22 protein-coding genes are annotated in these 25,013 nt (G+C 36.0%); 6 read left to right on the forward strand and 16 right to left on the reverse strand.

Translation table 11 applies throughout. The features are described from left to right. Positions 1–71: 71 nt before the first annotated feature. The 4 genes from C0Z22_RS02740 (at position 72) to C0Z22_RS02755 (ending at position 4,900) form a co-directional block, all read left to right on the forward strand. Positions 72–2,246, forward strand: coding sequence for a toprim domain-containing protein (locus C0Z22_RS02740; RefSeq protein ID WP_103216803.1), 2,175 nt, complete (start codon positions 72–74; stop codon positions 2,244–2,246). 25 nt (positions 2,247–2,271) lie between these two features. Then, positions 2,272–3,735 carry a DNA gyrase subunit A gene (locus C0Z22_RS02745; RefSeq protein WP_103216804.1) on the forward strand — a complete coding sequence of 488 codons (1,464 nt, stop codon included), beginning with the start codon at positions 2,272–2,274 and terminating at the stop codon, positions 3,733–3,735. 307 nt (positions 3,736–4,042) lie between these two features. Further along, positions 4,043–4,468, forward strand: coding sequence for an integration host factor subunit alpha (locus C0Z22_RS02750; protein ID WP_103216947.1), 426 nt, complete (start codon positions 4,043–4,045; stop codon positions 4,466–4,468). Continuing rightward, a complete protein-coding gene (locus C0Z22_RS02755) occupies positions 4,469–4,900 on the forward strand; it encodes a MerR family transcriptional regulator (protein WP_103216805.1) in 432 nt (143 codons plus the stop codon). Here the strand turns inward: C0Z22_RS02755 and C0Z22_RS02760 are convergent. The 13 genes from C0Z22_RS02760 to C0Z22_RS02820 are packed head-to-tail and all read right to left on the reverse strand — an operon-like array spanning position 4,859 to position 19,881. Next, complete coding sequence (locus tag C0Z22_RS02760; RefSeq protein ID WP_103216806.1) at positions 4,859–5,830, reverse strand: polyprenyl synthetase family protein; 972 nt, start codon at positions 5,828–5,830, stop codon at positions 4,859–4,861. The genes C0Z22_RS02755 and C0Z22_RS02760 overlap by 42 nt on opposite strands. Positions 5,831–5,865: 35 nt before the next feature. Further along, positions 5,866–6,792 (reverse strand): type II secretion system protein GspN, encoded by a 927-nt coding sequence (gene gspN / locus C0Z22_RS02765; protein ID WP_158246780.1) that lies wholly within the window; start codon positions 6,790–6,792, stop codon positions 5,866–5,868. 29 nt (positions 6,793–6,821) lie between these two features. Continuing rightward, entirely contained in the window at positions 6,822–7,439 is a 618-nt protein-coding gene (locus C0Z22_RS02770) for a hypothetical protein (RefSeq protein WP_103216808.1), read from the reverse strand. Further along, positions 7,439–9,016, reverse strand: a complete 1,578-nt coding sequence (gene pilM / locus C0Z22_RS02775; RefSeq protein ID WP_103216809.1) for a pilus assembly protein PilM — start codon at positions 9,014–9,016, stop codon at positions 7,439–7,441. The genes C0Z22_RS02770 and pilM overlap by 1 nt, the downstream gene beginning before the upstream one ends. A gap of 60 nt (positions 9,017–9,076) precedes the next feature. Further along, positions 9,077–10,444, reverse strand: coding sequence for a hypothetical protein (locus tag C0Z22_RS02780; RefSeq protein WP_103216810.1), 1,368 nt, complete (start codon positions 10,442–10,444; stop codon positions 9,077–9,079). Further along, positions 10,428–11,342, reverse strand: a complete 915-nt coding sequence (locus tag C0Z22_RS02785; protein ID WP_103216811.1) for a type II secretion system protein J — start codon at positions 11,340–11,342, stop codon at positions 10,428–10,430. Before C0Z22_RS02785 ends, C0Z22_RS02780 begins: the two co-directional genes overlap by 17 nt. 3 nt (positions 11,343–11,345) lie before the next feature. Then, positions 11,346–11,858, reverse strand: coding sequence for a prepilin-type N-terminal cleavage/methylation domain-containing protein (locus tag C0Z22_RS02790; protein ID WP_103216812.1), 513 nt, complete (start codon positions 11,856–11,858; stop codon positions 11,346–11,348). Beyond that, complete coding sequence (locus tag C0Z22_RS02795) at positions 11,843–12,508, reverse strand: type II secretion system protein (protein WP_103216813.1); 666 nt, start codon at positions 12,506–12,508, stop codon at positions 11,843–11,845. The genes C0Z22_RS02790 and C0Z22_RS02795 overlap by 16 nt, the downstream gene beginning before the upstream one ends. A gap of 22 nt (positions 12,509–12,530) precedes the next feature. Beyond that, a complete protein-coding gene (gene gspG / locus C0Z22_RS02800; protein WP_103216814.1) occupies positions 12,531–12,986 on the reverse strand; it encodes a type II secretion system major pseudopilin GspG in 456 nt (151 codons plus the stop codon). Positions 12,987–13,031: 45 nt separating this feature from the next. Beyond that, complete coding sequence (gspF, locus tag C0Z22_RS02805; protein ID WP_103216815.1) at positions 13,032–14,240, reverse strand: type II secretion system inner membrane protein GspF; 1,209 nt, start codon at positions 14,238–14,240, stop codon at positions 13,032–13,034. Positions 14,241–14,266: 26 nt separating this feature from the next. After that, the gene (locus tag C0Z22_RS02810; protein WP_233189680.1) at positions 14,267–15,991 is read right to left on the reverse strand and encodes a GspE/PulE family protein; all 1,725 of its coding nucleotides are present in this window, start codon (positions 15,989–15,991) and stop codon (positions 14,267–14,269) included. A gap of 32 nt (positions 15,992–16,023) precedes the next feature. Next, positions 16,024–18,390, reverse strand: a complete 2,367-nt coding sequence (gspD, locus tag C0Z22_RS02815; protein WP_103216817.1) for a type II secretion system secretin GspD — start codon at positions 18,388–18,390, stop codon at positions 16,024–16,026. A 15-nt stretch (positions 18,391–18,405) separates the two neighbouring features. Continuing rightward, positions 18,406–19,881, reverse strand: a complete 1,476-nt coding sequence (locus tag C0Z22_RS02820; RefSeq protein WP_199177508.1) for a hypothetical protein — start codon at positions 19,879–19,881, stop codon at positions 18,406–18,408. 244 nt (positions 19,882–20,125) lie between these two features. Here C0Z22_RS02820 and C0Z22_RS02830 point away from each other — a divergent pair, with 244 nt between their 5' ends. Next, positions 20,126–21,892 carry an acyl-CoA dehydrogenase family protein gene (locus tag C0Z22_RS02830; RefSeq protein ID WP_158246782.1) on the forward strand — a complete coding sequence of 589 codons (1,767 nt, stop codon included), beginning with the start codon at positions 20,126–20,128 and terminating at the stop codon, positions 21,890–21,892. Positions 21,893–21,966: 74 nt separating this feature from the next. Beyond that, positions 21,967–23,637 carry a CRTAC1 family protein gene (locus C0Z22_RS02835; RefSeq protein WP_103216821.1) on the forward strand — a complete coding sequence of 557 codons (1,671 nt, stop codon included), beginning with the start codon at positions 21,967–21,969 and terminating at the stop codon, positions 23,635–23,637. An 18-nt stretch (positions 23,638–23,655) separates the two neighbouring features. Here C0Z22_RS02835 and C0Z22_RS02840 read toward each other — a convergent pair whose 3' ends face one another. The 3 genes from C0Z22_RS02840 to C0Z22_RS02850 are packed head-to-tail and all read right to left on the reverse strand — an operon-like array spanning position 23,656 to position 25,000. Then, the gene (locus tag C0Z22_RS02840; RefSeq protein ID WP_103216822.1) at positions 23,656–24,159 is read right to left on the reverse strand and encodes a YtfJ family protein; all 504 of its coding nucleotides are present in this window, start codon (positions 24,157–24,159) and stop codon (positions 23,656–23,658) included. A 9-nt stretch (positions 24,160–24,168) separates the two neighbouring features. Further along, on the reverse strand, positions 24,169–24,513 hold the full coding sequence (locus C0Z22_RS02845) for a hypothetical protein (protein WP_103216823.1): 345 nt from the start codon (positions 24,511–24,513) through the stop codon (positions 24,169–24,171). Beyond that, entirely contained in the window at positions 24,503–25,000 is a 498-nt protein-coding gene (locus C0Z22_RS02850) for a hypothetical protein (RefSeq protein ID WP_103216824.1), read from the reverse strand. Before C0Z22_RS02850 ends, C0Z22_RS02845 begins: the two co-directional genes overlap by 11 nt. Positions 25,001–25,013: the final 13 nt, after the last annotated feature.

Here is a 25,013-nt window from a genome sequence, read left to right on the forward strand (position 1 = left end):
CCTTTAAGTTTCCCTTATTCTTTATAGTAAATTCATTATAGCACGAAGCTAAGATAGGGGAAAATTTAAGCATGGGACGCAGCATTGAAAAAGTTAATCGTAAAGGTAAGACGAAAGACGCCGTCATTGAGAGTAAAGATCAAAGGTGGCACTGTCGAAACCGTATTACGCTCGTCTTTGGTTCTAATGATATTGAAGATTTAGAAACATATGTCTACGAAGATAAGTCAGTAGATTTCAAAACCGTTAAATTTCATCAGGCAAAATCAAAGGCCATTGAAGAGCTTTTAGATAACTGTATTGATGAGTATTACCGCGGGCACGTTACAGAAATTCACACTTCTCTTAGTGAAGATGGGAAAACTGTTGTTGTTGCCGACAATGGTATTGGTTTCCCATTAAATAAAGTCAAGCAGGTTTATTCTGAGTTTAGAACTGGTTCTAAGTTTAAGGATGAAGAAACAGACGAGAAAGGCTTCTTACACAGAACTTTAGGACAGAACGGACTTGGTGCTGCTGCAACTTGTCTTACTGCAGATGAGTTTATTGTTACAATTAAACACTATAACTCTAAGAAAGAGCAGACGACGAAGTTTATCGACGGGGCCCTAAAGATTACTCAATCAAAACCAAAAGCCTTCAAAGGTGCATCTGGTGTATCAATCCAAGTAACTCTGTCAAAAGAAGTATACAAAGATAATAAGATTGATGAAAACCTTCTGAGAAAGAGAATTATTGACCTTGCTTACAATAATCCAGGGCTAGCTTTCTACTTTAATGGTGAGAAGTATCACTATCAAAAAGGTCTCTTCCAACTAGCTCAAAGAATTGATGAAGAGAATGCGCATGATTTTGGTGAAGCAGCCTATATCTACGAAACAGTAAATACTAAGAAGAAAAAGGTTAAGGGAAAGATTGATATGTCTCTTTCTCTAACTATTGATAAGGGAAGTGAAGAAAGAGAGAAATTTATTTCTTTTGTTAACTCTACTCCTACTTATGATGGTGGTTTCCACCACGATCGCGTAAGAAGAATTTTCATTAATGCGATTAAAGACAAGTTAGAACGTCAGGCAAAGAAAGAGAAAATTAAGTTAGTTGATAATGATATTCTTTCTGGTCTTACTTTTGTTCTTGGTGTGACAATGCCAAATCCAAGATTTGAATCGCAAACTAAACGTAAGTTAGTTCGTGATGCACATCTTGAAAAGGCCCTTGAAGAATTAATGGCAAAGTCTATTGATAAATTCATGAGAAAAAACAAAGACTATCTTGAAGTTGTTATTGAAAGAGCTAAGTCTCGTCACAAATATCAAGTTCTTAAAGAAGCGGCATCTAAGGGCCGTAAGCAAAAAAGACAAAGAGTTGAAAAACTTCTTGATGCCAACGAAAGAAAAAAACGTGATTTATGTACACTCTTTATTTGTGAAGGGGATTCGGCCATTGGTGGTCTAAGATCTGCTCGTAATAAACTGTACCAAGGTGGGATTGCTCTTCGTGGTAAACCTATGAACGTTGCCCAAGCAGGTATCAAAGACATTTTAAATAATCAGGAATTTTCAGATATCATGGCATCAATCGGTCTTGTTCTTGGACAAGAGGTTGATGAGAAGAAGCTTCGTTATTCTAATATCGTATTCCTTGCCGACTCGGATGTTGACGGTGGGCACATCAATACGCTTCTAACAAATTTCTTCTACCAATTTTGGCCAGAATTATTTGAAATGGGTGCTATTCAAATTGCAAAAGCGCCACTTTTTGAAGTCGTGACAGATAAGAAAACTCTGTATTTCGAATCAGATAAAGAACTAGAAGAGTTTAGAAATTCTGGAGAAGTAAGAATAAAAGAAATTCATCGAAACAAAGGGCTTGGTGAGATGTCACCGGAAGCCTGGAAGTATGTTTTATCAAAAGATGAATATACAAAAATTATCGTTGATCAAAAATCAAAAGCTAAAGAGATGTTAAATATCTGCTTTGGTAAAGATACGAATCTTAGAAAAGATTTATTACTTGATGAAGAGCAGTCTGAGATTATGTCAGAGGCAATTTCTGAAGATAAAGTTGTAACTAAGCCTAAACCAGCTAAGAAAGTAGCTAAAAAAGCTGTGAAAAAAACTGAGAAAATGGCGAAAAAACCAGCAAAAAAAGTCGCTAAGAAAGCTGCTAAGAAAAAGGCAAAGAAGGCCGTTGCAAAAAAAACTGCAACTGGTGGTCTGGCCGACATGATTGATTACCTTGATTAAAAAAGAAATTGGAAGGAAATAAATAATGCAAGAAACTTATCTTCATTCACTAGAATCAGTAAACTTAGAAGATATCGTAAGAGATGAATACCGCACGTATCAGATCTATACATTAATGGATCGTGCGATCCCTTATCTTCAAGATGGCCTTAAACCGGGTCAAAGACGTATTCTTTATACGCTTTGGAAAAATCAGTCGAAAGGACTTTTAAAAGTTTCAGCTGCTACTGGTCTCGTTTTAACTCTTCACCCGCACGGACCCGCTTCGATTGAATCGGCCATTGTAAATATGGCCCAAGATTATACTTTCTCTAATAACTATCCTCTTATTGATAAGAAAGGATACTTCGGAGAGAGGATGGAAACTGATCCGGCCGCTGGAAGGTATATCGAATGTAAGCTAGGTAAGGTATCTGATCTCTTACTATTTGATGATATGAACCAAGTTGAAATGGTTCCAAATTATGATGAACGTTCGATGGAGCCAGTTGGGCTTCTTCCAAAGCTTCCTCTTATGTTACTAAACGGAGCAGAGGGGATTGGTACAGGTTTCTCTTCGACGATTCCAAGTTTTCATCACAAAGATATTATTAAGTCGATGATTTCATTTATTGAAACTGGTAAGGTGAAGAAGTTAAAACCTTACGTTCATAATTATTCTCTACCAATTCATGTTGATAAGAAGACTGGAAAACTTACGTTTGAAATGTCGATTGAAGAAAAAGGTGGAAAGTTCTTTATTACTGAACTTCCTCGTGGTTACGATGCTAAGAAGATTTATCGTCACCTGACAAAATTCATTGATAGCGGTTATATTAAAGATTTCGTTGATGCTTCTGTGGATAATGAAATCAATATTGAACTTCTTTTAAAGAAGGGCCAAGAAGCAACACTTAAAGAAATTCAAGATACAATTGGTGCAACTTCAACTCTTTCTCCAAATTACACTCTAATTTCAGAAAGAGGGGTAAAGATTTTTGATCAAGCTGAAGAGATTATTGAAATCTTCACTGGTGAAAGGTTAAAGGTTGTTACTCGTCGTTATGAACTTCTTTGCCTTGATCTGAAAGATTCAATTACAAAGAATAATGAAATTATCAAATTCATCAAAAATAAAGAATACGAAAAGGCGACAAAGTCGAAAAACAGAAAGTCTTTCGTAGAGTATCTTGATAAAAAGAAGTACGTTTATGCTGACTATCTAGCAGATATGCCAATTTATCGTATGACAAAAGATGAAGTTGAAAAACGCAAGTTACTTATTCAGGATGAAACGAAAAAACTTAATGAGTATACAAAAATTGCGAAGTCACCTAAGCTTGTTGCCAAGAAGCTAATTGAAGAGCTAAATGATGTTGATACTAAATTAACTGACTGGCTTAAGAAGAAAGATGCGGAAAAGCAAAAGCTCCTAAAAAAGATTGCTAAAGATCAAGAGAAACTTGGAAAGAAAAAGGCCAAGAAGAAAGCAGTTAAAAAGAAGTCTTAATAATCTAAGTGAAATAGTCTGATAAAAAAATCCCCAGCAGAAGTGCAAAACTTGTGCTGGGGATTGTTCATGTCAATACGCCAATTTGACAAGAAGAAGTTGATATAAACATAATACATGGTATTTATTTAGCTACTCAACTTAATGTTTTCTTAAAACTGGCTTAATTGACATCTTTACGCCGAAAAAGGCTAAGTTATTAAAATGAAATATATTTCCCACAAAATTTTTTTTGTGAAATATTCATAATTCTGCTAACCTATTAATATATAAAGGTTCTTTTGATTCATGGAGGAATGCAATGAGCTTGACTAAAGCTGATATTGTCGAACGAGTTTATAAGGAAGCAGGGTTTTCTAAAAAGGAAGCAGGGTTTTCTAAAAAGGAAGCTTCTGACCTTGTTGACTTAGTTTTTAAGGTAATTAAAGATACTTTGGCCCGCGGGGAAAAAGTAAAAATTTCTGGTTTTGGAAACTTCTCAATTCGCGATAAAGCATCAAGAGTTGGCCGTAACCCACAAACAGGTGAGGCGATGGAAATTTCAGCAAGACGTGTTCTTACTTTTAAACCTTCACAGGTGCTAAAAGAAGATATTACTGGACGCTACGTTCACCGTATCGATGATAAAGGTAAGGAAGACACTTCAATTGCTCCTAAGGAAGGAACACCGAAAGCATTAACATCATTCAGAAATGATACTGATGATGACTACGAGAGTGAAAACGGATTTTAAATGCTAGAAACATTATCGATTCCACAAAAATCGTTATTTAAACTTGATGAAGTTTGCTCAATCGTTGGTGTAAAGCCATACGTATTAAGATTTTGGGAAAGTGAATTTGATGAAATTTCACCTCTCGTTTCTTCTACTGGTCAAAAACTTTTTGAACAAAAAGATATTCAAATGCTGGCAAAAATCAAAGGCCTTCTATTTGAAGAAAAGATGACTATTGAAAAAGCTAAGCTAGTTTTAAGAGGTCAATTAGATCTTTCTAAAGACAGTGCTGTTGCCAAGAAGAAGTTAAATACTAAGCCTGCAAAGTCTTCTAAATCAAAAGTTGTAAATTACAATATTGATTTAGATAAACTAGAGCAAGCGAAGAGCATCCTGAATCAATTGAACCTAAAGAGTCAAAGTATTCAACAAAGAAATAATTGGATCTAAAGAGGTGGGCCTAGCGCCTGTCTCTACATCTAAGTGACCAGTTATTGTTCTTTGATTTGGTTCAATAATACTAAGTATCTTTCCAAGATATTCTCCGTAAACTAAACGGATATTTTCGCACGCGTACTTTTCAAAAAATACTTTCATATATTCTAGATTAGATTGTAATTCATTGAAACATTCTTGCGATCGTGTCTTCCAAGGATTTACAGCTTCCTCATGTTCACTTAAAACTTCATCTTCTAATTCGCAAAGATCATCAAGAAGTTGAAATGCTATTCCCATGTGATGTCCAAGGCGGTGTAGTGCCTTTGCTGTTTTTAAATCCGCATCGTCATTAAATAGGTATGGCCCAACAATTGAGAGTTGAATAAGACGTGCTGTCTTAAGCTTATGAGTAAGAATTAAATTCTTAAAACTCTCTGTCATATGGTGGCCTAAATCGAGGGCCTGGCCAAGAATTAGTCCTTTGGCGCCTAAACACCAATGAGCATAATTTAGAATTTCGTATTTATTCCTAACTTGTATTTTGTTTATTAAATTAAAGCTTAGAGATTGTAGAGCATCTCCGGCCAGTAGTGCTTGCCATTGGCCAAATTTTGCATGAGTTGAAAGTCTGCCACGACGATATTCATCATCATCCATACAAGGCATATCATCATGAATAAGTGTATATGTATGATGAATTTCTAATGCACATGAGAAGCTCTTAATTGACTTCTCAAGCTTTTGATTACTAAAGTCTATACCAAAGTCTTTTGCAGTGGCATAAGCGAGCAGAGGGCGAAATAACTTTCCTGCAGGTAATAACGAATAATCATATATCTCACTGAAGAAATTGTGATAATTATTTTGATCGATAAATAACTTTAGGTCAGCTTCAATTTGCTGCCTTGCTTCTTTTGGCTTAAGTAGTGATTGATTTTGCATTGAATTAAGATGCTTTAAAGTTGGCCTTTAGTCAACTAGCGCTTAATCATTTTCGGCGTGTTTGGACGTCCAAGAGTCCCATCAATTTTCATATGGTAGAAACCTTGTTCGTCAGGAGTACCATTGCCTAGAAGAAGGTTGATAATCGCAAAACTTTCGATAAATTCTGGTGTGAATTTAACCTGTGCTTCGAGATCGATTTTTGAATTTCTAATATTTCTTTTATCTAGAGAAATTGTTCCACTTGCATTGGCACGAATAGGTGAGTTGCTATCTCCAATGATTAACTCTTGGATTTCAACGGCCCCTCCATCTTCAGCATGTGCTTTAAATGAAAGATTTTTTATTGCTAGAGTAGGTAATTCAAAACTTTGAATGACTTGGGCCGGAATCGTAAAATCCTTTGATGTTAAATAAATATCGAGATCTTTTATTGCTTTTAAATCTGTACTAACAAGTGCGTTTAGATTGATCGTTCCATCTATTTTAAATGCATTCATTAGCGGGCCAAGGGCCTCAAAGCTGATTACAGAATTTTCTATCTTAATGTATTGAGTTGAAAAATTGTGAATCGATTTAATATTGATATTATTATTTAATCCCGAAATCTTACTTATTTCTGTATTAAATGTAAGACCCATTGGTGCAAAGCTTGGAAGTCCTAAAGAAATATCGGCCTCTGAAATAGTTAGTCCTGATGGAGCATTTAAACATCGAGATGAGATATCGATTTCTTTTAAGTTAATACCTGGAAGAAAATAGCTAAGAGAGGCGTTCTGATAATAAATAGGGCAGCTTCGATTCTTTCTAAGTCCATCATAAACGAGACTCATTACTTTATCTTCAACTGAAAAATTGAAAATGAATCCAAGAAAGAGAGATAAGAATGCAAGGATAGTCATTAGAAAAATTGTTTTCTTATTTATCTTGTATACGTCTGTTTGTACTACTTCTTCACTCATATTATTCTTCTGGATACCCATATTATGTATTAGTTAACTTTTGCATAAAATTCGACAAGAAATTTGCCTGAAACAAATTTTCCATCAGCTGTTTTTTCAAGATCGATTTCTGTAATGATAACTTTAAACTTTCGGTGTAGTTCGTTTAGTAAGCCAACGAAAGCCTTATTAGTAAATTTATCAATCATAATACTTGTTTCAATACGATTGATTGAACCACCTAAGTTTTCTTTTTGAAAACCATCAACATTAATTTGATTTGCTTTTAAGTTTAATCTCGAAGTCGCATCCGTTAATTTATTTACGAAATCAGATTTTTCGTAGATTGCATCATTTATTACAATAGGGCCTTCTTGGGCCTTAAGCTTCACGTTGCCTTCTTTAAAGCTCACAATAGCGCTTTCTAATTCTTTTCTTGTGTTCAGATCACTGACTTTCATTGTTCTAAAGATAAAGACACCAAGTAGAGCTATGACAGGAATAATAACAACTAGTCCAGATAAGAACTGATTAATAATTTTTTGCTCAGTTTCAGAGAAAGAGCGTAGTTGGTCTGCAAATGATTGAAATACACCAGAATTTCTAGCTTCTTCTATTTGCTTATCAATAGCGACATCAATTTCTTTAAACATGCTCTTTTGTGTCATTATTTACCTTTAAAACTAATAGTAATCTTATCTTTATTAGATTCATCAATATTGGCATCGTCAACATTTAGTCCTTTAAGGACTTTTAATAATTGTTTTGTATCTCGATCACTCTTACTTTGAAATTGTGCAAAACCTGAGTTTAGATCACCTTTGTACTTAGTTAATGATACTTCTTCGTTTCTTTTTATCGCACTCGTAATTGTGTGTAGGTTAGCAAGAGCACTAGTCTTTGGAACTTTTGCTAAAACTTTTAAATCAACATCAATTGCTTTATTTTTTTGTTTGATAATCTTTGTTAGCTTCTCAGGAGTTTTTCTAAGATATCTTTCCTGTTTTTGCGTAATATTCAAGTTACTCGATTTAATTAGCTTTTTGATCTCACGATCTGTTGACTTGATTTCTTGATTTACGAAGTAGAGTGATTCCACTAAGAATCCTGCACATAAAACTAAGCAAACTATAGCAAGACGATAGAAAGTAAAGATTGTATTTTCTAGTTTAATTCCATCTTTAAGTGCAGAAGCAAATTCTTTCGTAAAAAAGTTTTTTGCAGGCTCTCTGTATGTATTTGAAGCACCCATTGTGTAGGCGAGTGTTAGAGAGTTGTATTCTTGTGCAGAAACCATTCTCTCAAGACCTGGTGTCATAAATTGTGAAACACTTACGTGAAGTCTTTCTGTAATATAGTTATCAATATTTTTGATATTGGCACAACCACCAGTTAAGTAGATATGTTCGATACTTTGACCTGTTTTTACTCTATGTCCAAGTAGCCATCGGTCGATTTGAGAAAGTAGGTCTTTAAAAGTATGATGCATCATAAGAGCAAAATCTTGCTGCTCTTTTGTTACACTATCAAGCTGTGACTTCGTTAGAAAGAAGCTGTTTTCGTGTTTAAAAATACGTGCTTCTGCTGCCCCAATATTGTAAGTCTTTGAAATGGCCTCATCAATGGCCGCGCCAGCAACATACGAAATGTGGTGAGTGTAGATAATACCGTTATAAATTAGGTAGGCCTTCGTTGTCTGATGACCAATATCTAAAATACATACATTTGATTCTAATTTCTTTTCTTCAACAAAGCTCTGATAAACACTAAGTTCCGACGTTAAGTTTGATGGAACAGTATGGTAGGCTTGTAGAAAATTACGATAAGTCGCAAAGACACTCTTTTCTGCAATTTGAACAATTGCTGAAAATTGACTATTGATCTTTTTATAAAGATTAACAATGTAGTGAGTATCGGCGATATTAAATGGTAGGTCCTCTTCAAGTTGAAAAGGAATCATTAGTTCCGCATCCTTCTTGCTCTTAGCAGGAAGATCAAGATAGCGATTCGTTAAGAATTCATTTGGTAGTTGAGTAATGATTCGACCATTGTAGTGCTGGTCTTTTAGAAAGCCTGAGATGATTCTTTGTTGAAGTTCATGAATCGATACTTCTTGGTCACTTGGCCCACGAACATCTTCGAGTAGAACTTCTTCAATATCATCAATAATGAATCTTTTTTTGTGTACTCGGCCTTCAACAAATTTAATACTGTAGGCACCACAGTCTATTACTAAAATACTCATAAATTTATTTTACCAAATTTCAATAACTTTGCTGTTTTTTTTTGAATGAAAAATTTGCCATTAGTAGGTGCGTATCTCAACAACTCTTGGACGCAGGAGATAGTACTTACTTGAAGACTGTTGCCCTTGTTGACCTGTACTTGATTGTTGTTGTCCACTACCTTGGTCGTCATCATCATCTGGATTCTGTGAACCACCTGCTTGTTGACCAGATTGTCCTTGTGATGTCGTTGTTGGTGCCTGAGGTTTGATTGGTAAGTCGATAAAAGCAGTCAACTTATATGTTGTGTCGGCATACATACCGATGGATTCTAATTTGAAAAGCTTACCACCTGTACCAATGATAATATCTGCGTCAGCAAATTCTTTAATTCTTTTATCAAAGTCTGACGCTTCGACAGCTCCGAGACGATTTGTAATAAGTTCTTTGAAGTCCTTGTCACTTTTAAATGAACTTGGTGAAGTTCCATTTTCCTCATCACCATCACGGTACTTAAAGAATTCTTCCAGAGCAACGTCAGACATTTCAGGAAATAAAACTTTGAGCTGATTGATTGTAATTTCGTTAACATTAATTACGGAAACATTATGAATTGAAATTCGATCCTTTATAAGGTTTACGATCTCATCATCCCAGCCCGCAAGAGAGTAAAGCTCTTCTGCTGTTTCAAAAGCGGCATGTTTGGCTTCAACGCCAAGGTTTTGATAAGTTCTCTGGATATCTGCTTTTTCTGGCTCATCATAATCTTCTTTACCAGAAACAAAGTACTTTAATTCTTTAACAAGTAGTTTCGGATCAAGATTAGAGTAGTGAAGAGCGAAGTCTTCATTATTTTCGATCTCATTTCTAAATGTTGTTTCAAGCATTTCTGTAAAAGTTTTCTCCATGAATTGATGAGGTGTTATTGTCGAGCTCTGTTGGCCACTTGCCTCAGACGAAGATTGTGAAGAGCTTCCATTCATTGGTTTGATTACTCTTAGGGTATTAGGATTAAGAAATCCTGTTATAGGCTTAAGACTAACTGAAATTGATCCTTGTATTAGTGATTCTTTTTCAAACTCTGCAATAGCATTTTTTTGAAGAGCACTTAATTCAGTCGTAACCGGAATTGGCACAACGAATGGTTGTGTGGCAATAGCTTCAATATCACTTTTAGAAATTGTCGATTGAAGGGAAGTGTTATCTTCAAGTTTGTTCCACGCTTCTCTATATACCTTTAAGACAGACAAGGCGTAATGAAGTCCTGCTTCAGCATTTAGCTTAGCTTGTACTTTATCGATTTGACCTTCAATTCTGATTTTGTTTAGTTTTGTCTCATACGTAAATTGAGCAAGTAGAACAGTTAGAATTGCAACGGCCGTCGTTACCATAATAATGGCGATACCAGACTCATTCTTAAGTAATGTCTTCTTATTTTTTAAAGTCATACTTTTCCTTTAAGTCTGCTGCTGCATCAAATTCTGGCCACATTACTCTAATTGTTCGATTAATTTGTATTTCATCTCCATTCTTTGAGACGTAATCGATATTCATACGAATAAGACGTGGAGTATTTCTTAATTTATTTAATTCTCTAAGTGATGAAACAAACTTTTCTTTTTCTGGACTATAGAATTCGAAAGAAAAGTCTCTTAAGTTTTCTATTACTGGATATTCTTTTGCTTTTTCCCAATCTAATTCAGTATTATAAATATCAACTGGAATGATTGTTCTCGTTAGGGAATATGGAGCTTCTGTATTTTTTTCTTCTTCCTCTTGCCCCTCTGTCGATGTCGTTACCACTCGGTAGCGTACCCACATTAAGTTAGATTGCTTCATATTCTTTATAAGTCTTCTGTTTGCTGAAGATAGAAAAACTAGTGAACCTTTCTCTTCATTTTGTAAAATTGGAATTGGAACATTTCCTGACGATAAGTTATCAAAATTCTTATTCTGATATATATGAGAAGTCATCACATATTTACTTGATTGTTGTTGCTGCTGTTGCTGTTGAGACGATCCTCCAAGCCTTGATCCCGATTGAGATTGTGACTGTGAGGCATTGTAGATTTTTGCAAAAGCTTTGTTATCTTCTGCTTTAGACGATTCGTAATAAAGGGGAGAGTTGATGAGTTCGATATCTCTTTCAATTCTCATCATTCCAATTTCTAACTGTAGTCTCTCGCGGTCTTCTTTAGTAACACGATCGTTCGTGTTAACACTGCTGTCGACGATTGTATAAATGGCCGTCATGAGTACTGATAAAATAGCAATAGCGATAAGAACTTCAATTAATGTGAAGCCCTTTTCATTTTTGTGAATATGATCGGTTTTAAAACTTCTCATCTTCTAGAGTCCGTTTATCTCTACTTTATATTTATCATTTGAAAGCCACGTACTTATTGTAAACGTTTCTTCAGTATTATCATCTTTAACAGTGACACTAACTTGCCAAATAAGTTTTTCAAGGTTCTTTTTAACAACACCAAAGATTTGTTTTTGAATTGAGTTATTGCTATCGTCACCATCATCTGGTGTTTCAGAGCCCGTTATCTTTTCGAAGTCTGGTACCGTGAAATTCTTCCATTCAACGCTATAGCTAATATTTTCATTACTTTCAAATTTCCCTACTTCAGGCTTCATCGTAATACTATCTTTTAGCTCCGGTGGGTAGGCCAGAATCTCATTCATTTTTTCAATTCCATATTCACGAAGAGTTATCTCCGTTCGCATCTCCATCGAATCTGTAATATTTAGGCCTTGAGCAGTGATATATGAAGTTATAAAGACAGCGAATATTGCAAGTGCAATAAGAACCTCTATGAGGGTAAATCCAGAATTATTTTTTAATTGCTTAACCATTCGTTATAAAGTTCTTCTGCTTTTGTTGTTAGTTTTTCAATAAAGTCGTCACTAGAGAAGTTAACATCTTCCAAGGCCACGTACTCACGATTGATTACTTGACTGTATGGCTCTGTTGATAGTGCGACCATTTCATCTTCAGTTGCAAGAATAATTATAACAGAATCTTTCTCACCTGTGGGGTAAAAGTAGACATATGGTTTGCCAGTTATGTGTAATTTTTGTGTTAGTGTGCTGCCAACTGCAACAATGCGAACACCGCCCGTTGGACGGAAGTCATTAGCATCAAAGTCCGGTAGAGGCATGAAGCGACCTTTCTTATTTGCTTCTTTTTTCTCTTCATCAGTCATATCATCGTAATTCTTTGTTGAATCCATATCAATTACAAAGTCATTACTTTGTGCCATTTCTAAAGAGAGTTTTTGGTCGATATCTTCTAAGTCAAAACCAACGCGTAGAAATTTATTTGTTAAGCTCGCTTCATCACTTGAGAAGCGAATAACTCGTTCAACATTTTCAATCGTATCATCTAGGTTGCGGCGTGAGGAAAAGGTTGATCCTGCAACCATGTAAAGAAGTAGGGAAGCTAAGGCCATGGATACCAGAATTTCAATTAATGTAAAACCTGATTGTCCATGTACCTTATGCATAGTTTCCCTAATTTATTTTAGATTACTTATTGTCTCTTAAGTAGATATCGGCAGCGAAACCTTCTCCGCCTTCTTCGTTATCATTACCATAAGACATGATGTTGTAAGTTTTTCCATCTGAAGTATAAACATACTCCATATCCCATGGATCTAATGGGATTTCATCCGCATCGATAAATCCATTTGGTGGATAATTCTTACACTCGCGTCCGCCAGACGGTTTGTTGATAAGTGAGTCTAATCCCATCTCTGTTGTTGGGTAGAAGTTACACTTTCTTCTAAAGTCTTTCAGTAGTGACTCTAGTGATTTCATTTGAATGTTAGCAGACTTTACACGACCTTCTTCTAGTGAGTCGAAAACTTTACCTGCAATAAATGTCCCCATAAGTGAAATTAGAGTAAGGGCAATTAGGATTTCAATTAATGTCATCCCGGCCTGACTCTTCATTACTTGGCGTTTAAAAAAATTGTACTTCATTTAAAATCTCCTTAAATGTCTTCTTTTCTATATCCTCTAAAAAGCTTAATTGATTGAGTTTAGCTCCATCATTGGAACGACAACTGACATTACAATGAAAGCAACAGCTCCACCCATGCCGACCATCATAATAGGTTCGAGTACAGATGTTAACCCACTTAATTTAGATTCTACCTGATCCTCGTAGTTTTCCGCAATGATGTTAAGCATTGGTTCGAGTTCACCTGATTTTTCACCTAAGCTTATCATATGTGTAACCATGATAGGGAAGTATCCTGATTGTGCAAGGGGCGCTGCCATGGAAGAACCTTCCGATATATTAATACGAGCGCTTTCAATTGCTTCTTGCATATGGACATTACCAATTAGGTTTTTAACAATCTTCATTGAAGCAAGAATTGGTACACCTGAATTTAAAAGTGTTGCAAGAGTTGAAGCAAAGCGTGAAACGTTCACCATTGTAATAAGTGAACCAAATACTGGAAGCTTTAGAGTCACGTAGTCCCATTTTGCGCGGCCATTCTTTGTATTAATATAGCGATTAAATAGCCAATAAAGACCAAAGGCGCCAATTATTACGGCCCACCAATATTGTTGTAAAAACCCTGATAGCCAAATTGAAATTTTTGTCGGCAGAGGTAACTCTTTTTTCATCGAAACAAAAATCTTTGTAATCTTAGGAATAACTAAAACTAGAATTACACCCATAACAAGGGCTCCAACTAGTAACATGATGATTGGATACATCATGGCACCTTTAACTTTATTTTTTAATTTAACTTGCGCTTCTGTAAATTCTGCAAGACGAAGTAGAACAATATCTAATGTACCTGACTGTTCACCGGCTTCAACCATGTTGACATAAATATGGTCAAAGATTTTTGGATAGTCTGAGAATGCAGAGGCAAGGGAGCTACCTTCATTTACTTTTTGACGAATCTCAGAGAGAACAACTTTTAATTTTGGGTTCTCACACTGTTCAATAAGTGCATTGAAGGCTTCAACAATTTGAATCTTTGCTTTAACAAGAGTGGCCAATTGTCTTGTCATAAGTGAAAGGTCGTTGATTGAAACGGTACTTCCGAAATTTAGCTCAAAAGAAGACTTACTAGAAGACTTATGTTCTTTTATCGCAGTAAGCATAATACCCTTAGCACGAATTTTGGCCTTGGCCGCCTGTTCGTTTTCAGCTGTGATATTACCTTTCTTTTCAGTTCCGGTACGATCGATACCTTTGTAATCAAATATGGCCATGTCTTCTTACTCTTTTTACTTTTTCTTTATTGTTCCTGACTCTCGTCTTCGCCTTCAATATTGATTGCACGGTTCATTTCTGCAATTGAAGTGATTCCCATTATAACTTTCTCAATGGCATCATCTCTAAGAGTTTTCATCCCGTATTTCTGTGCAACTTTTTTGATCTGCCCTGATGGAGCAGAGTTAATAATAAGTGAGCGAATTTCATCATTAATCATTAAAAGTTCTGCGACAACAGTCATACCTGAGTAGCCTTTATTGTCACAACTTGGACAACCTACGGACTCATACACAGTTGCACCTTCAGGTATTTTATCTATTCCTAGTACTTCTAGGTCAAAGTCAGTAATATCTTTTGGCTTCTTACACTCCTTACATAGTGTTCGAATAAGTCTTTGCGCAAGAGCACCAGAAAGAGAAGAGGCAATCATGAATGGTTGCACTCCCATATCAATCAGACGGTTTGGTACTGACGATGCATCGTTAGTGTGAATCGTTGATAGAACAAAGTGACCAGTAATAGAAGCTTGTATCGCCATCTCCGCAGTTTCGTAATCCCTCGTTTCCCCAACCATGATAACATCAGGGTTTTGACGAAGAATGGCACGAAGTGCTTTAGCAAATGAAAGTTCAATCTTATGGTTTACCTGGATTTGAGAAATACCAGGTACTTCGTATTCCACCGGATCTTCAACTGTAATAATCATTCGATCTGGTGTATTGATTCGACTTAGCATCGCAAATAGAGTTGTCGATTTACCGTGACCAGTTGGACCTGATACATAAACAATTCCATCTTTTCTTTGCGATAGGGCATCGAGATCATCAAGAACCTTACCGTGGAAACCAAGGTGGTCTAGTTGAAGGATATTATTGTCTTTTTCAAGAATCCTCATAACGATACGCTCACCATTTTGAACTGGTACCGTTGAAAGACGGATATCGATATCTTTACCGGCCATCTTAATTGGAATACGGCCATCTTGAGGAAGACGTTTTTCTGCAATATCAAGTTTTGCCATAACTTTAATACGTGAAGCTACAGCAGAGTGTGTTTTAAGCGGTTGTCTTAAGACTTCCGTCATAACTCGATTGATACGAAAACGATAAATTGATTCTTTTTCATACGGCTCAATATGAATATCTGTTGCACGCTCTTTTACTGCTCTAAAAATAATCGAGTTAACAAAACGAATAACAGGGGCTTCATCCGCACCAGCATCTAGGATATCAATCGGACCGTCAAGATCTAGTGATTCATCAAATTCGTCTTCAAGAGACTGAACCATATTCTTATTTGCTTTTTCATACACGCGATTAATTGCGTCATTAACTTTTAATGGTTGGGCAACTGAGATATGGATATCTTTTTTAAAAATTTCTCTTAGGTCATTGATGGCATCAAAATTAAATGGATCCGTAATAATTACTGAAACAAAGCGGGGAGTTTCCATTACTGGGATAAGCTCCTGCGTCTTTGCATAATTAATTGGAATATTCGTAATTAATTCAGGATCAATTGTATCCACATCAATTTCAGACTCGTATGGTATTTCAATTTGGTGACAAATTACTTTTGTAATATCGTGAGGGTGAATATAGTTCTTTTTAAGTAAGATTTCACCAATAAGCATTCCTGATTCTTGTTGAATCTCTAGTGCTTCATCTAACTGCTCACGTGTAAGAGAGGTGTGCTTAATTAAAAGCTCACCAATCTTTTCTTTACCGTGTTCAAATGTTTCTAGCATTTGGTTTCTCATTTACATCAAGCCTTTTTAAATTACTTCTTAATCACAACTTCTTTATCTGAAGACTTTACTTTTATAGCAGGGGCCTTCTTAGGAGCTGATTTCTTCGCATTTACTTTTTGAACGACATCATTGTAGCCAGGCTCAATAACAGAGTCATTCATCACGCTATCTTGGTTTTGTTGCTTGTAATACTTGTTACGTTGCTCATCATAAAGAGGACCTTGCTCTTGTTTTTGGGCCTTGTTGTAAAGACCTTTAGCAGTCGACTTAAATGGATCTTTTTCACCGTGGAACTCTTTTAGGTGAGAAGCACGACGATTTAAGCTTTCTTTAACTGTACTCGCAATATCTTCTTGATAGTTATCAAGAATTTTTGGCGTTAAGAACATTAGCATATTTAGTTTCTCAGTTTGTGTCGTCGTATTCTTAAATAGCCAACCAAGAACTGGAATATCACCAAGTAGAGGAACTTTACTTACTGAATCAGTTGTCTTGTCTCTCATCATACCACCCATTGCAATTGTGTCGCGATCACGAACAGTTACAGTTGTTACAGCACTTCTTACGACTGTACCAACACCAACTGATGCTACACCAGAAGGAAGGGCCCTACTTGAGAAATCTTCAAAGTTTTGGTCAATTTTTAGTTTGATATATCTTGTTACCTTGTTAATTTGAGGAGTTATCTTCATCTTTAAAGTAACATTTTGTGTGTCTAGTGAAGTCGTTGTTGAACCATTAGATGCCTGGCTCTCTTTAGGTACAGGAATCTTTTCACCAACTTCAAAAATACCTTCTGTATTATCTAGAACTAATAATTGAGGAGTAGAGAGTACGTTTGTGTCTCCGTTACTTGCAATTGCAGAAATAAGTGCGTTTACTGAATCAATTTTCACTGTTTGACCATTGATCTCTGTTTCAATTTCATTTCCTAGACCAACACCGGCAAATAGACCACCAATTGATGTCCAAGTTCCAGAAATAAGTTGTGTCAGAACAGAGCCTGAAGTTCCGTGAATTGAACCAGCACGGTCTGCAGCACCTGATCCGTATGCACCAACGATAGAGACACCAAGATCACGTGATTTAGAGATATTTGTTTCCATCACTAGACCTTCGATAAATACTTGGTCTTTTGGTTGATCTAGTTTCTTAATAACTTTTTCAAGTGTAAGCCAGTCAGTAGGAGAGGCAGTTACAACAAGAGCATTATTAGACTTGTCTGCAGTAATTCTAACTTCTGCATTAAATAATTCGTTATTATCTTCAGTTGCTGTTCTAGAAAAACGAGAAGTTCTTCTTGAGCTTGAAGAATTCGATTTTGATCCACTTACTAGCTCAGATAGTGTCTTAGACATATCTTCAGCATCTCCGTGGTAGAGGTAGTAAACATGAATTTGTTCGTTATTAGAAGCAACTAATTCAACATCTAGCTTATTGATTAGTTCCTTAAGTCTCTTTGCTCCACTTGAGTTTGCCATGGCAATAATCGAGTTTGTACGTGGCTCTGCCGTTAATTTTGAGATGATCTGTCCACCACCATCAGAGCTTCTTCTTGAGGCAGTTTTCTTAGAAGTATCATCTTTTAGAATCTTATCAAGTAGCTTTGCAATTTCTGATGCCGAAGTATTCTTAACAGGGATGATCTGTAGTGTTTCTTCGTGGCCAGGAACATCGATGAATTTAATTAAACTCATTAAACGATTAATGTTAGAACCAGTATCTTGAATAATAATAGTATTTGTTTGTTTGATTTCAATGATTCGTCCGTAACGAGACATAAATGGTCTAAACGAGCGTGAAACTTCTGTCGAATCAATATTTTTAAGGGCAATAATCTTCATTAGGTAGTTTTCTGTTTCTGGAACATAGTTACCTGTGTAGATTTTAGTAGGGATGTAGCGAATATCTCTAGCTTGTACAATTTTGTAGAATGCACCAGATTTAACCATCGTTAGGCCATTCATATTCAGTGCTGCTAAATATGCTTTCCATGCATCACCAACAGTAATAGGTGTTGGTGCAGAAATAGAAATCTTTCCTTTTAGGTCTTTGTCGATAATCAGATTTAAACCTGTAAGTTTTTGCATGTGCTTAGTTAGGTCTTGAAGAGAAGTGTCTTCGAAGTCAAAACTTGTAACAATCTCTGGACCAAAAGCAGTCTCTGGATTTAAGTTAACGTAAGCATCATCAGTTTTCTTAGGCTGAGTTGCAGTTCTTCCAAATGCATCACTTCCTGACTCTGCATTGCTGCTATCGAGTAGGCTAGCTGCCGAAGGATTCGCATCGCGATTAACCTTGGTTTTTGATTTGAATTGTCTAAACTGTGCTTGAGCAGGGTCTGCTGCAAGACAAAGTAAAGATAGCGCTGAGAGATTTAAAAATAGTTTCTTCATCCATGATCCCTATAATTATTCGACAAAATTGTAGTTGTAGCTTTGTTGAACTCCGTTTCTCTTAATACCGAGTTCGTAATAGTCCGTAGACTTAATTTTTCCAAACATTCCCATAATTTGATTCATATTTTCGATTTTTGCACCGTTGATTTCACAAATTATGTCATCGTTTTGAACATTTAGATATGAATAGATTGATCCTGGCTTCACTTCTGTCATTTTAAAGCATAGGGATCCATCTGGATTCTTAATTGTAATGGCCTTGGCCTGCGTTAGAACATCTCCAATATTACTTAAAAGAGAGTCACGTAGTTCCTTCTTTATTTTGAAGTTATTTCCTTCAACTTTAATATCCTTGTTAAATTCAGGCATTACGTCTTTGGCGCTACTTGGTGGAAGAATTTTAGTGTTGGCCTTGCGAGCAAAGCGCTTGGCCTTCTCGTCAACGTTTGCAATGAATTCACATTCACCAGTTCTTAAGTTTTTAAAGATAACTTTTTGGCGTGTGATACTTCCAATCTCTGCTATATTATTGATCTTTCCACCAACACGAACATTTTCTACTTTTCCACGGTTAGAAACACTTGCAACAGACTTGGCACTGTTTTGAAGAACAATTGTATTTAAGAGTTTGAAACCAAGTCTTGATTCTTGATCAGCAGCAAGGCAGATCTTAACAACATTCTTTGGACGTTTAACTTTTGTTTCAGTTTTTTCGTTTTCATCTTCTTGAATATTGAATGGGTTATAGTTTCTAATATTAGCAATTGATGCATTGTGATCGTAAGTATTAGGGCGACTAAAATCTGTTTGAAATTTTGCGCCACCGTCTTTGCCATTTAAGAAAAGGGCCGCAAATTTACCAATTTGATATAAGAAGGCACAAGTTAAAAGAATTAAAAAATAATGATGAATCTTAGGGCGCGATTCATTACTTAATAGGTTAGGAAGAAAGTATTGTGCTCCAGTTGGTTGACCTTTTGTTCTTTTTCCAAGACCACTTCCAACTCTTGATAAGTCAAAGTCTTCTGTCTTTGATTTGATTTTATCAAGCATGCGTTGCATGACATTGTATTTATTTTCTGATCCTTCAGTTTCGTCTTCTTCGTCGCTATCTTCAGAGTCAGCTTCTTCATCAGCTTCGTTAGTTGATTTGTTAGTTAACTTACTTTTTAGCTTAGAAAGAAAACCGGCATCTTCTTCGGAGTGAGCTTCTAGATCGTCAATATAAACTTCTAGAGTGGGGTCTTCTAAGACCTGGTCTGCGTCTGGGGTTGGTGCGGGAGGTAGGGGAATGTCGACGTCTTCTTCGTAGACTTCGCCGTTGTCCTCTTCTTCGTACTCTTCTTCGTACTCTTCTTCGTACTCTTCCTCGTACTCATACTCTTCACCGTCGTGAAGATTTTCTTCATGCTCAATAAATTCCCCATCATCCTGATCTTTGGATAATTTTGATTTAATTTTAGAAAAGAATCCTTTCTTTTTCGTCATTAAGTTTCTTCTTGAAAGTTTTTATATTTTAATACCTTATAGTATTTTAAGGTTGTTTACCCAAAGCATCAACCATTGATATATTCGGTAAGAATTTTCTTGCTTTTTGACCGAGTTAAAATGTCGGTTAAACTTAAGTAAGTGTTTGCTTTGATTATTTGACGAATGTCGTGCTAAAATGTCAGGGAATTCCAGTCAATCAATTTTCTACCCACATAGATGGATTTTAAAAAAGGACTTAATGATGAGTGAAGAAAAGCAAATGATGGACTCCATTGTTGGAGATCTATTCTTTGGTGAAGTTAAAGAAGACAATGTATTTCCATACCCAGGTTTTACTGATGAGCAGCAAGACTTTGGTCGTGAGATGGTAAACGCTGTAAACAAGTTCTGTGAGGGGACTTTAGACGGTGAGAAGATGGATCATGAGGGTGTGATCCCACCAGAAGTAATGCAAGGTTTAGCTGAGCTTGGGCTTTTTGGGATGGGTGTTCATGAAGATCTTGGTGGTCTTGGTCTTGACTACACTCTTTATAGTCGCGTTTTCGCTGAAGTTGCTTCTTTTGATGGCGCAGTTGCAACGATGATCGGTGCTCACCAATCGATTGGTTACCGTGCACTTTTAAACGAGGGGACTGAGGAGCAGAAAGCAAAGTGGCTTCCACAACTCGCTTCAGGTGAAAAGTTAGCAGCATTTTGTTTAACTGAGCCAGGATCAGGTTCTGACGCTTATTCAATTAAGACAAAGGCCGTTGATAACGGTGACGGCACTTATACAATTACAGGGCAAAAGCTTTGGATTACTAACGCAGGTACTGCAGAGTTCTATTCTGTGTTCTGTAAGACAGATCATGAGGTAGACGGTGAAATTAAAGAAAAAATTTCTTGTTTCGTCGTTGAAAAAGGAATGGAAGGTCTTTCATTTGGTGAAAAAGAAAACAAAATGGGGATCCGTGCATCTGAAACACGTGCAGTATACTTCGATAAAGTAATCGTTCCAAAAGAAAATATTCTAGGTGAGCTTGGGAAAGGTTTCAAGATCGCCATGAACGTTCTTAACTCTGGACGTCTTTCACTTGGTGCTGGATGTGTAGGTGGAATGAAGACAATTCTAAAGCTTGCTACTGAACATGCTAAAGGTCGTAAGCAATTTGGTGCACCAATTGCTGAGTTTGGTCTTATCCAAGATAAACTTGCTCTTATGGCAGCAAGAATTTATGCAACAGAGTCAATCGTATACATGACAACTGGTAATATGTGTAAAGGTCTTAACGACTACTACCTTGAGACTGCTGTATGTAAGATCTATGGTTCTGAATCTCTTTGGGAAGTTGTTGACCAAGGAATGCAGATTGCTGCTGGTAACGGTTATATGAAAGAGTATCCATATGAAAGAATTATGAGAGACTCTCGTATTAATATGATCTTTGAAGGAACAAACGAAATTTTAAGAATCTTCCTTGCTCTTTCTGGTATTAGAAATCCATCTGAAAGTATGAAAGCTCTTGGAAAAGCAGCTGATGTATCAAAAGCTCTTCAAGATCCAATTAAGTCTGTAGGTGTTTTAACTAACTTTGCTAAAGGTCGTCTATCAAAGATGATTGGTCAGCGACTAATTACTAAGCATCACGCAAAACTTGATAAAGAAGCAGGGAAGTTTAACTCTCTTCTTGGTCAATTCGCGATTCAAGTTGAAAACACTCTTATGAAGTATGGTAAGAATATTATCGGTAACGAGCTTCCACAAAAGAGAATTGCTGAAATGGCAATGAATCTTTATGTAATGCTTGCTGTAATTTCTCGTACAACTTCAATTCTTAATAGTGATAAGATCGAACAAGATAAGAAAGACTATGCTCTTAACCTTGCTCGTGTTGCACTAAAAGATGCAAGAGCAGTAGTTGTGACAAATCTTAAGGCAATGACTTCACACGATGACAAAGTTGTTAAAGAAACTTCTGATCAAGTTTGTGCAAATGATGGATACGGCCTAGATATCATTAATTTCTAATTATTTCTCATTACAATTAAAAAATAATCTCTTAGGCCCTAGTAAAAAATGCTAGGGCCTATTAGAATATTCATATGAAATATTCTTTACTCCTACTTTCTTCGGTCCTAATTGCTACTTCATGTTCAAGTAAGGTCTTTAAAAAGAAAGAAAAAAAATCGAAAGCAAAACAAGTCAAACTTAACTATGGGCCAACAAAGGCAAGTTCGAAATTTGTCGATGTAACTCAAAAGCTTGGTCTTGATGGTATTAAGGCATCACGTGTTTATGTTTACGATATAAATGGTGATGGAAGAGAAGATCTTGTCTTTTTAAATGGGAATTATTCTGTTCCTCAATTTTATCTTGCGACAGACGATGGATTTGTAAAAGCTAAGAATATTTACTTTGAAGATGATGTTCAGGTTACATTCATGCAATTTGTAGACCTCGATAAGGACGGCATTGTAGATGTAATTACGGGAATTCATAATCAAAAGTCAGCACTGACGAAAAAGCCACTTGTTTCTTACAAAGGTAGTCCATCGCGAAATAATGGAATTGTTTTTAGAAAATTTAGTGAAACTAGTTTTGATTTTATAGCGCCAATCTCTAACGTAAATATCTTTGATTATGACAATGATGGTTTTTTAGACTTCTTTGTTGCCAATTGGTTTGATCGCAACGAAGAGGGCAAAACAATCGAAAACAGACTTTTTACTTATAAGAATGGAAAAATTTCTGAAATCTCGGGAGCACTAACGAGTGAATTAGAAGAAAGAGGCAATACTTATATTAATGTGGCCCCTACATTTTCTTCAAGTATTTGCGATATAAATAATGATGGTTTCGCAGACATTTTAACAAGTAATTCTGCAGGCCATCCAAATAAGTTGTGGCTTTCCACAAAGCGTGGAAAGAGTATCGTCTATACTGATGCAGGAGTGAGTTCCGGATATAGTATGGATGCTATCACAAGTGGTGGCCGCTTTAATGGCGGAAATTCAACTTTTGCAATTTGTGGCGATTATAATAATGATGGCTATTATGATATTGCCATGGGAGAAATCTCGCACTCTCTGGACTTAGAGTCTCGTGATCGCTCAAGTATTTTAACTAATAAAGGGCTTAAGAGTATTTCATTTATTCGTACAGAGTATACAAATGATGAGGCGAAGGCGAATTGGAACCAAGGGGATATGAGAGGACTTTGGACTGATCTGAATAATGATGGCCTTATTGATCTACTCGTTGATAATTCAGGATTTCCTCCTCACTCAAGACTTGTGTCTTTTGTGCAAGAAAGAGATCATGAGTTAGTTAACCGAGGCCCGGATCTTGGTATTGATATTGTTAATCCTAGCTCAACAGTAGTGTTTGATTTTAATGATGATGGACGAATGGATATCTTAACGATTCAGACAAATACTCGTGATTTTAGAATTCAGCCTAGAGTATATCTTTTTGAAAATCGACTACCACAGAAGAACTTTATAAAGTTAAAATTAGTAGGAAAGAATTCAAATAGAGAAGCTTATGGAGCTAAAATCATAGCTGATACGAATAAAGGTAATACATATACTCGTCAGCATTATCCATCATTTGGCCAATTCCAACCTCAGAGTACATCTTATATACATATTGGCCTTGGTGACGAGAAGGTAAGTGAAGTTGTTGTTGAATGGCCTTATCTGTTAAAAAATGGGAAGAAACTTAGAAAAACTTATCCTGTCTTGATGAACTCCACGACAGTTATAAAAGAGTAGGTGCTTTCGCACCTACCACTACATATTCTTTTTGATAATTGTAATCATCTCTTTCACTTGAGCTTCGCTTGCTTTGCCATTGATCTTGTAAACTAAGCTACCTTTCTTATCAAAGACAAGGATATTCGAATCGTCATCTTTTACGATTCCTTTCCATTTTTTTACGATTACTTTTTCAAGATCTTTTACGTAAATTGTATCAGGGTATTTCTTTTGCTTATCTTCTAAAGCACCTTCTAGGATTGAGTTTGGAAGCCAAGTCGCATCCATATTAATTACTGCAACTGAGGCATATTTAGTGCGGTCAAATTTTTCACGAGCTAGTGCTTCTGAAGCATGGTTATTTAAATCTTTTTCATCAGGATCAACATAAAAGAGTACGTGAACTTTGTCTTTTAATTCAGTTGACGACCACGCTTTACCATTTAAACGGCCACCATTTTCACCCGAAATTTCAACTGTAGCTGGTTTCATTGCCAGTGTTGATGCACAAATAAGCGCCATCATAAAAAACTTCTTCATTCACTTCTCCTATTCGATAAAAGTTTTATTAAATATTTGCTTTAAGTTTAGACTAAACTTTGAGTCTTTTAGAACTGTCTTTTTTAACACTTTTGCACGAAGTTGGTCATTATATTCAACCAATTCTTGCATGAGCTCATCAAATTGATTCAATTCAATCACATTTGGAACTCTCGTTTGAAAGAAGTCCTTTAGCTGCTTTATGCGATTCTTTTCAATATCGAGAAAATTCGTCAGTTTATGTTCTTCACTTCCAGAAGATTGCTTTTTAGGAATTGGTGCAAATTCATCACCTAAGACCTTTTTGATATGTTGGTCAATTTTCTTTAAGTCGTTGTTATCGTTATCTGACATTTTCGTCTTCCAAGATTGAAATTAATTTCTCAAGTTTTGCACCTTCTTTTGCAAGTGCTTTAATTATCCTTTGGGATGCAATTGTACGTCCAAACTCATCAAGACATAACTGTACATCTTCATTTCTTATATTTGAAGCTGAGATATCAATGAAGTCTAAGACTTTTTGCTCTTTATTAGTTGGCCTTGCCGCTTCAAATTGATAGTACTTTGGTAGATCTTCAAGAGATTTAAAGATTGGAAAGCGCGTCCAAATATCTTCAACATCCGTTATCACATAGAAAGGATAAGGGAATTTAGGTGAAAGATTTTGTTCCTCCAAAACATTAGATAAAAGCCCAAGAAGCTTAATTAGTCGATCCCTCTGTAATTTCGATGCATCGAGATAGAGAGGCTGATGACCAACTCGGTACGTTTTAAGTGCCGTCTTAATTTCTTCCTTATCAATTGCCTTGAGTTTGAATTCTTCTAGAATAGGTGTTTTCATAGATCCATTATAA

The organism is Halobacteriovorax sp. DA5 (genome assembly GCF_002903145.1).
In the GTDB taxonomy this organism is placed as follows: Bacteria; Bdellovibrionota; Bacteriovoracia; order Bacteriovoracales; family Bacteriovoracaceae; genus Halobacteriovorax_A.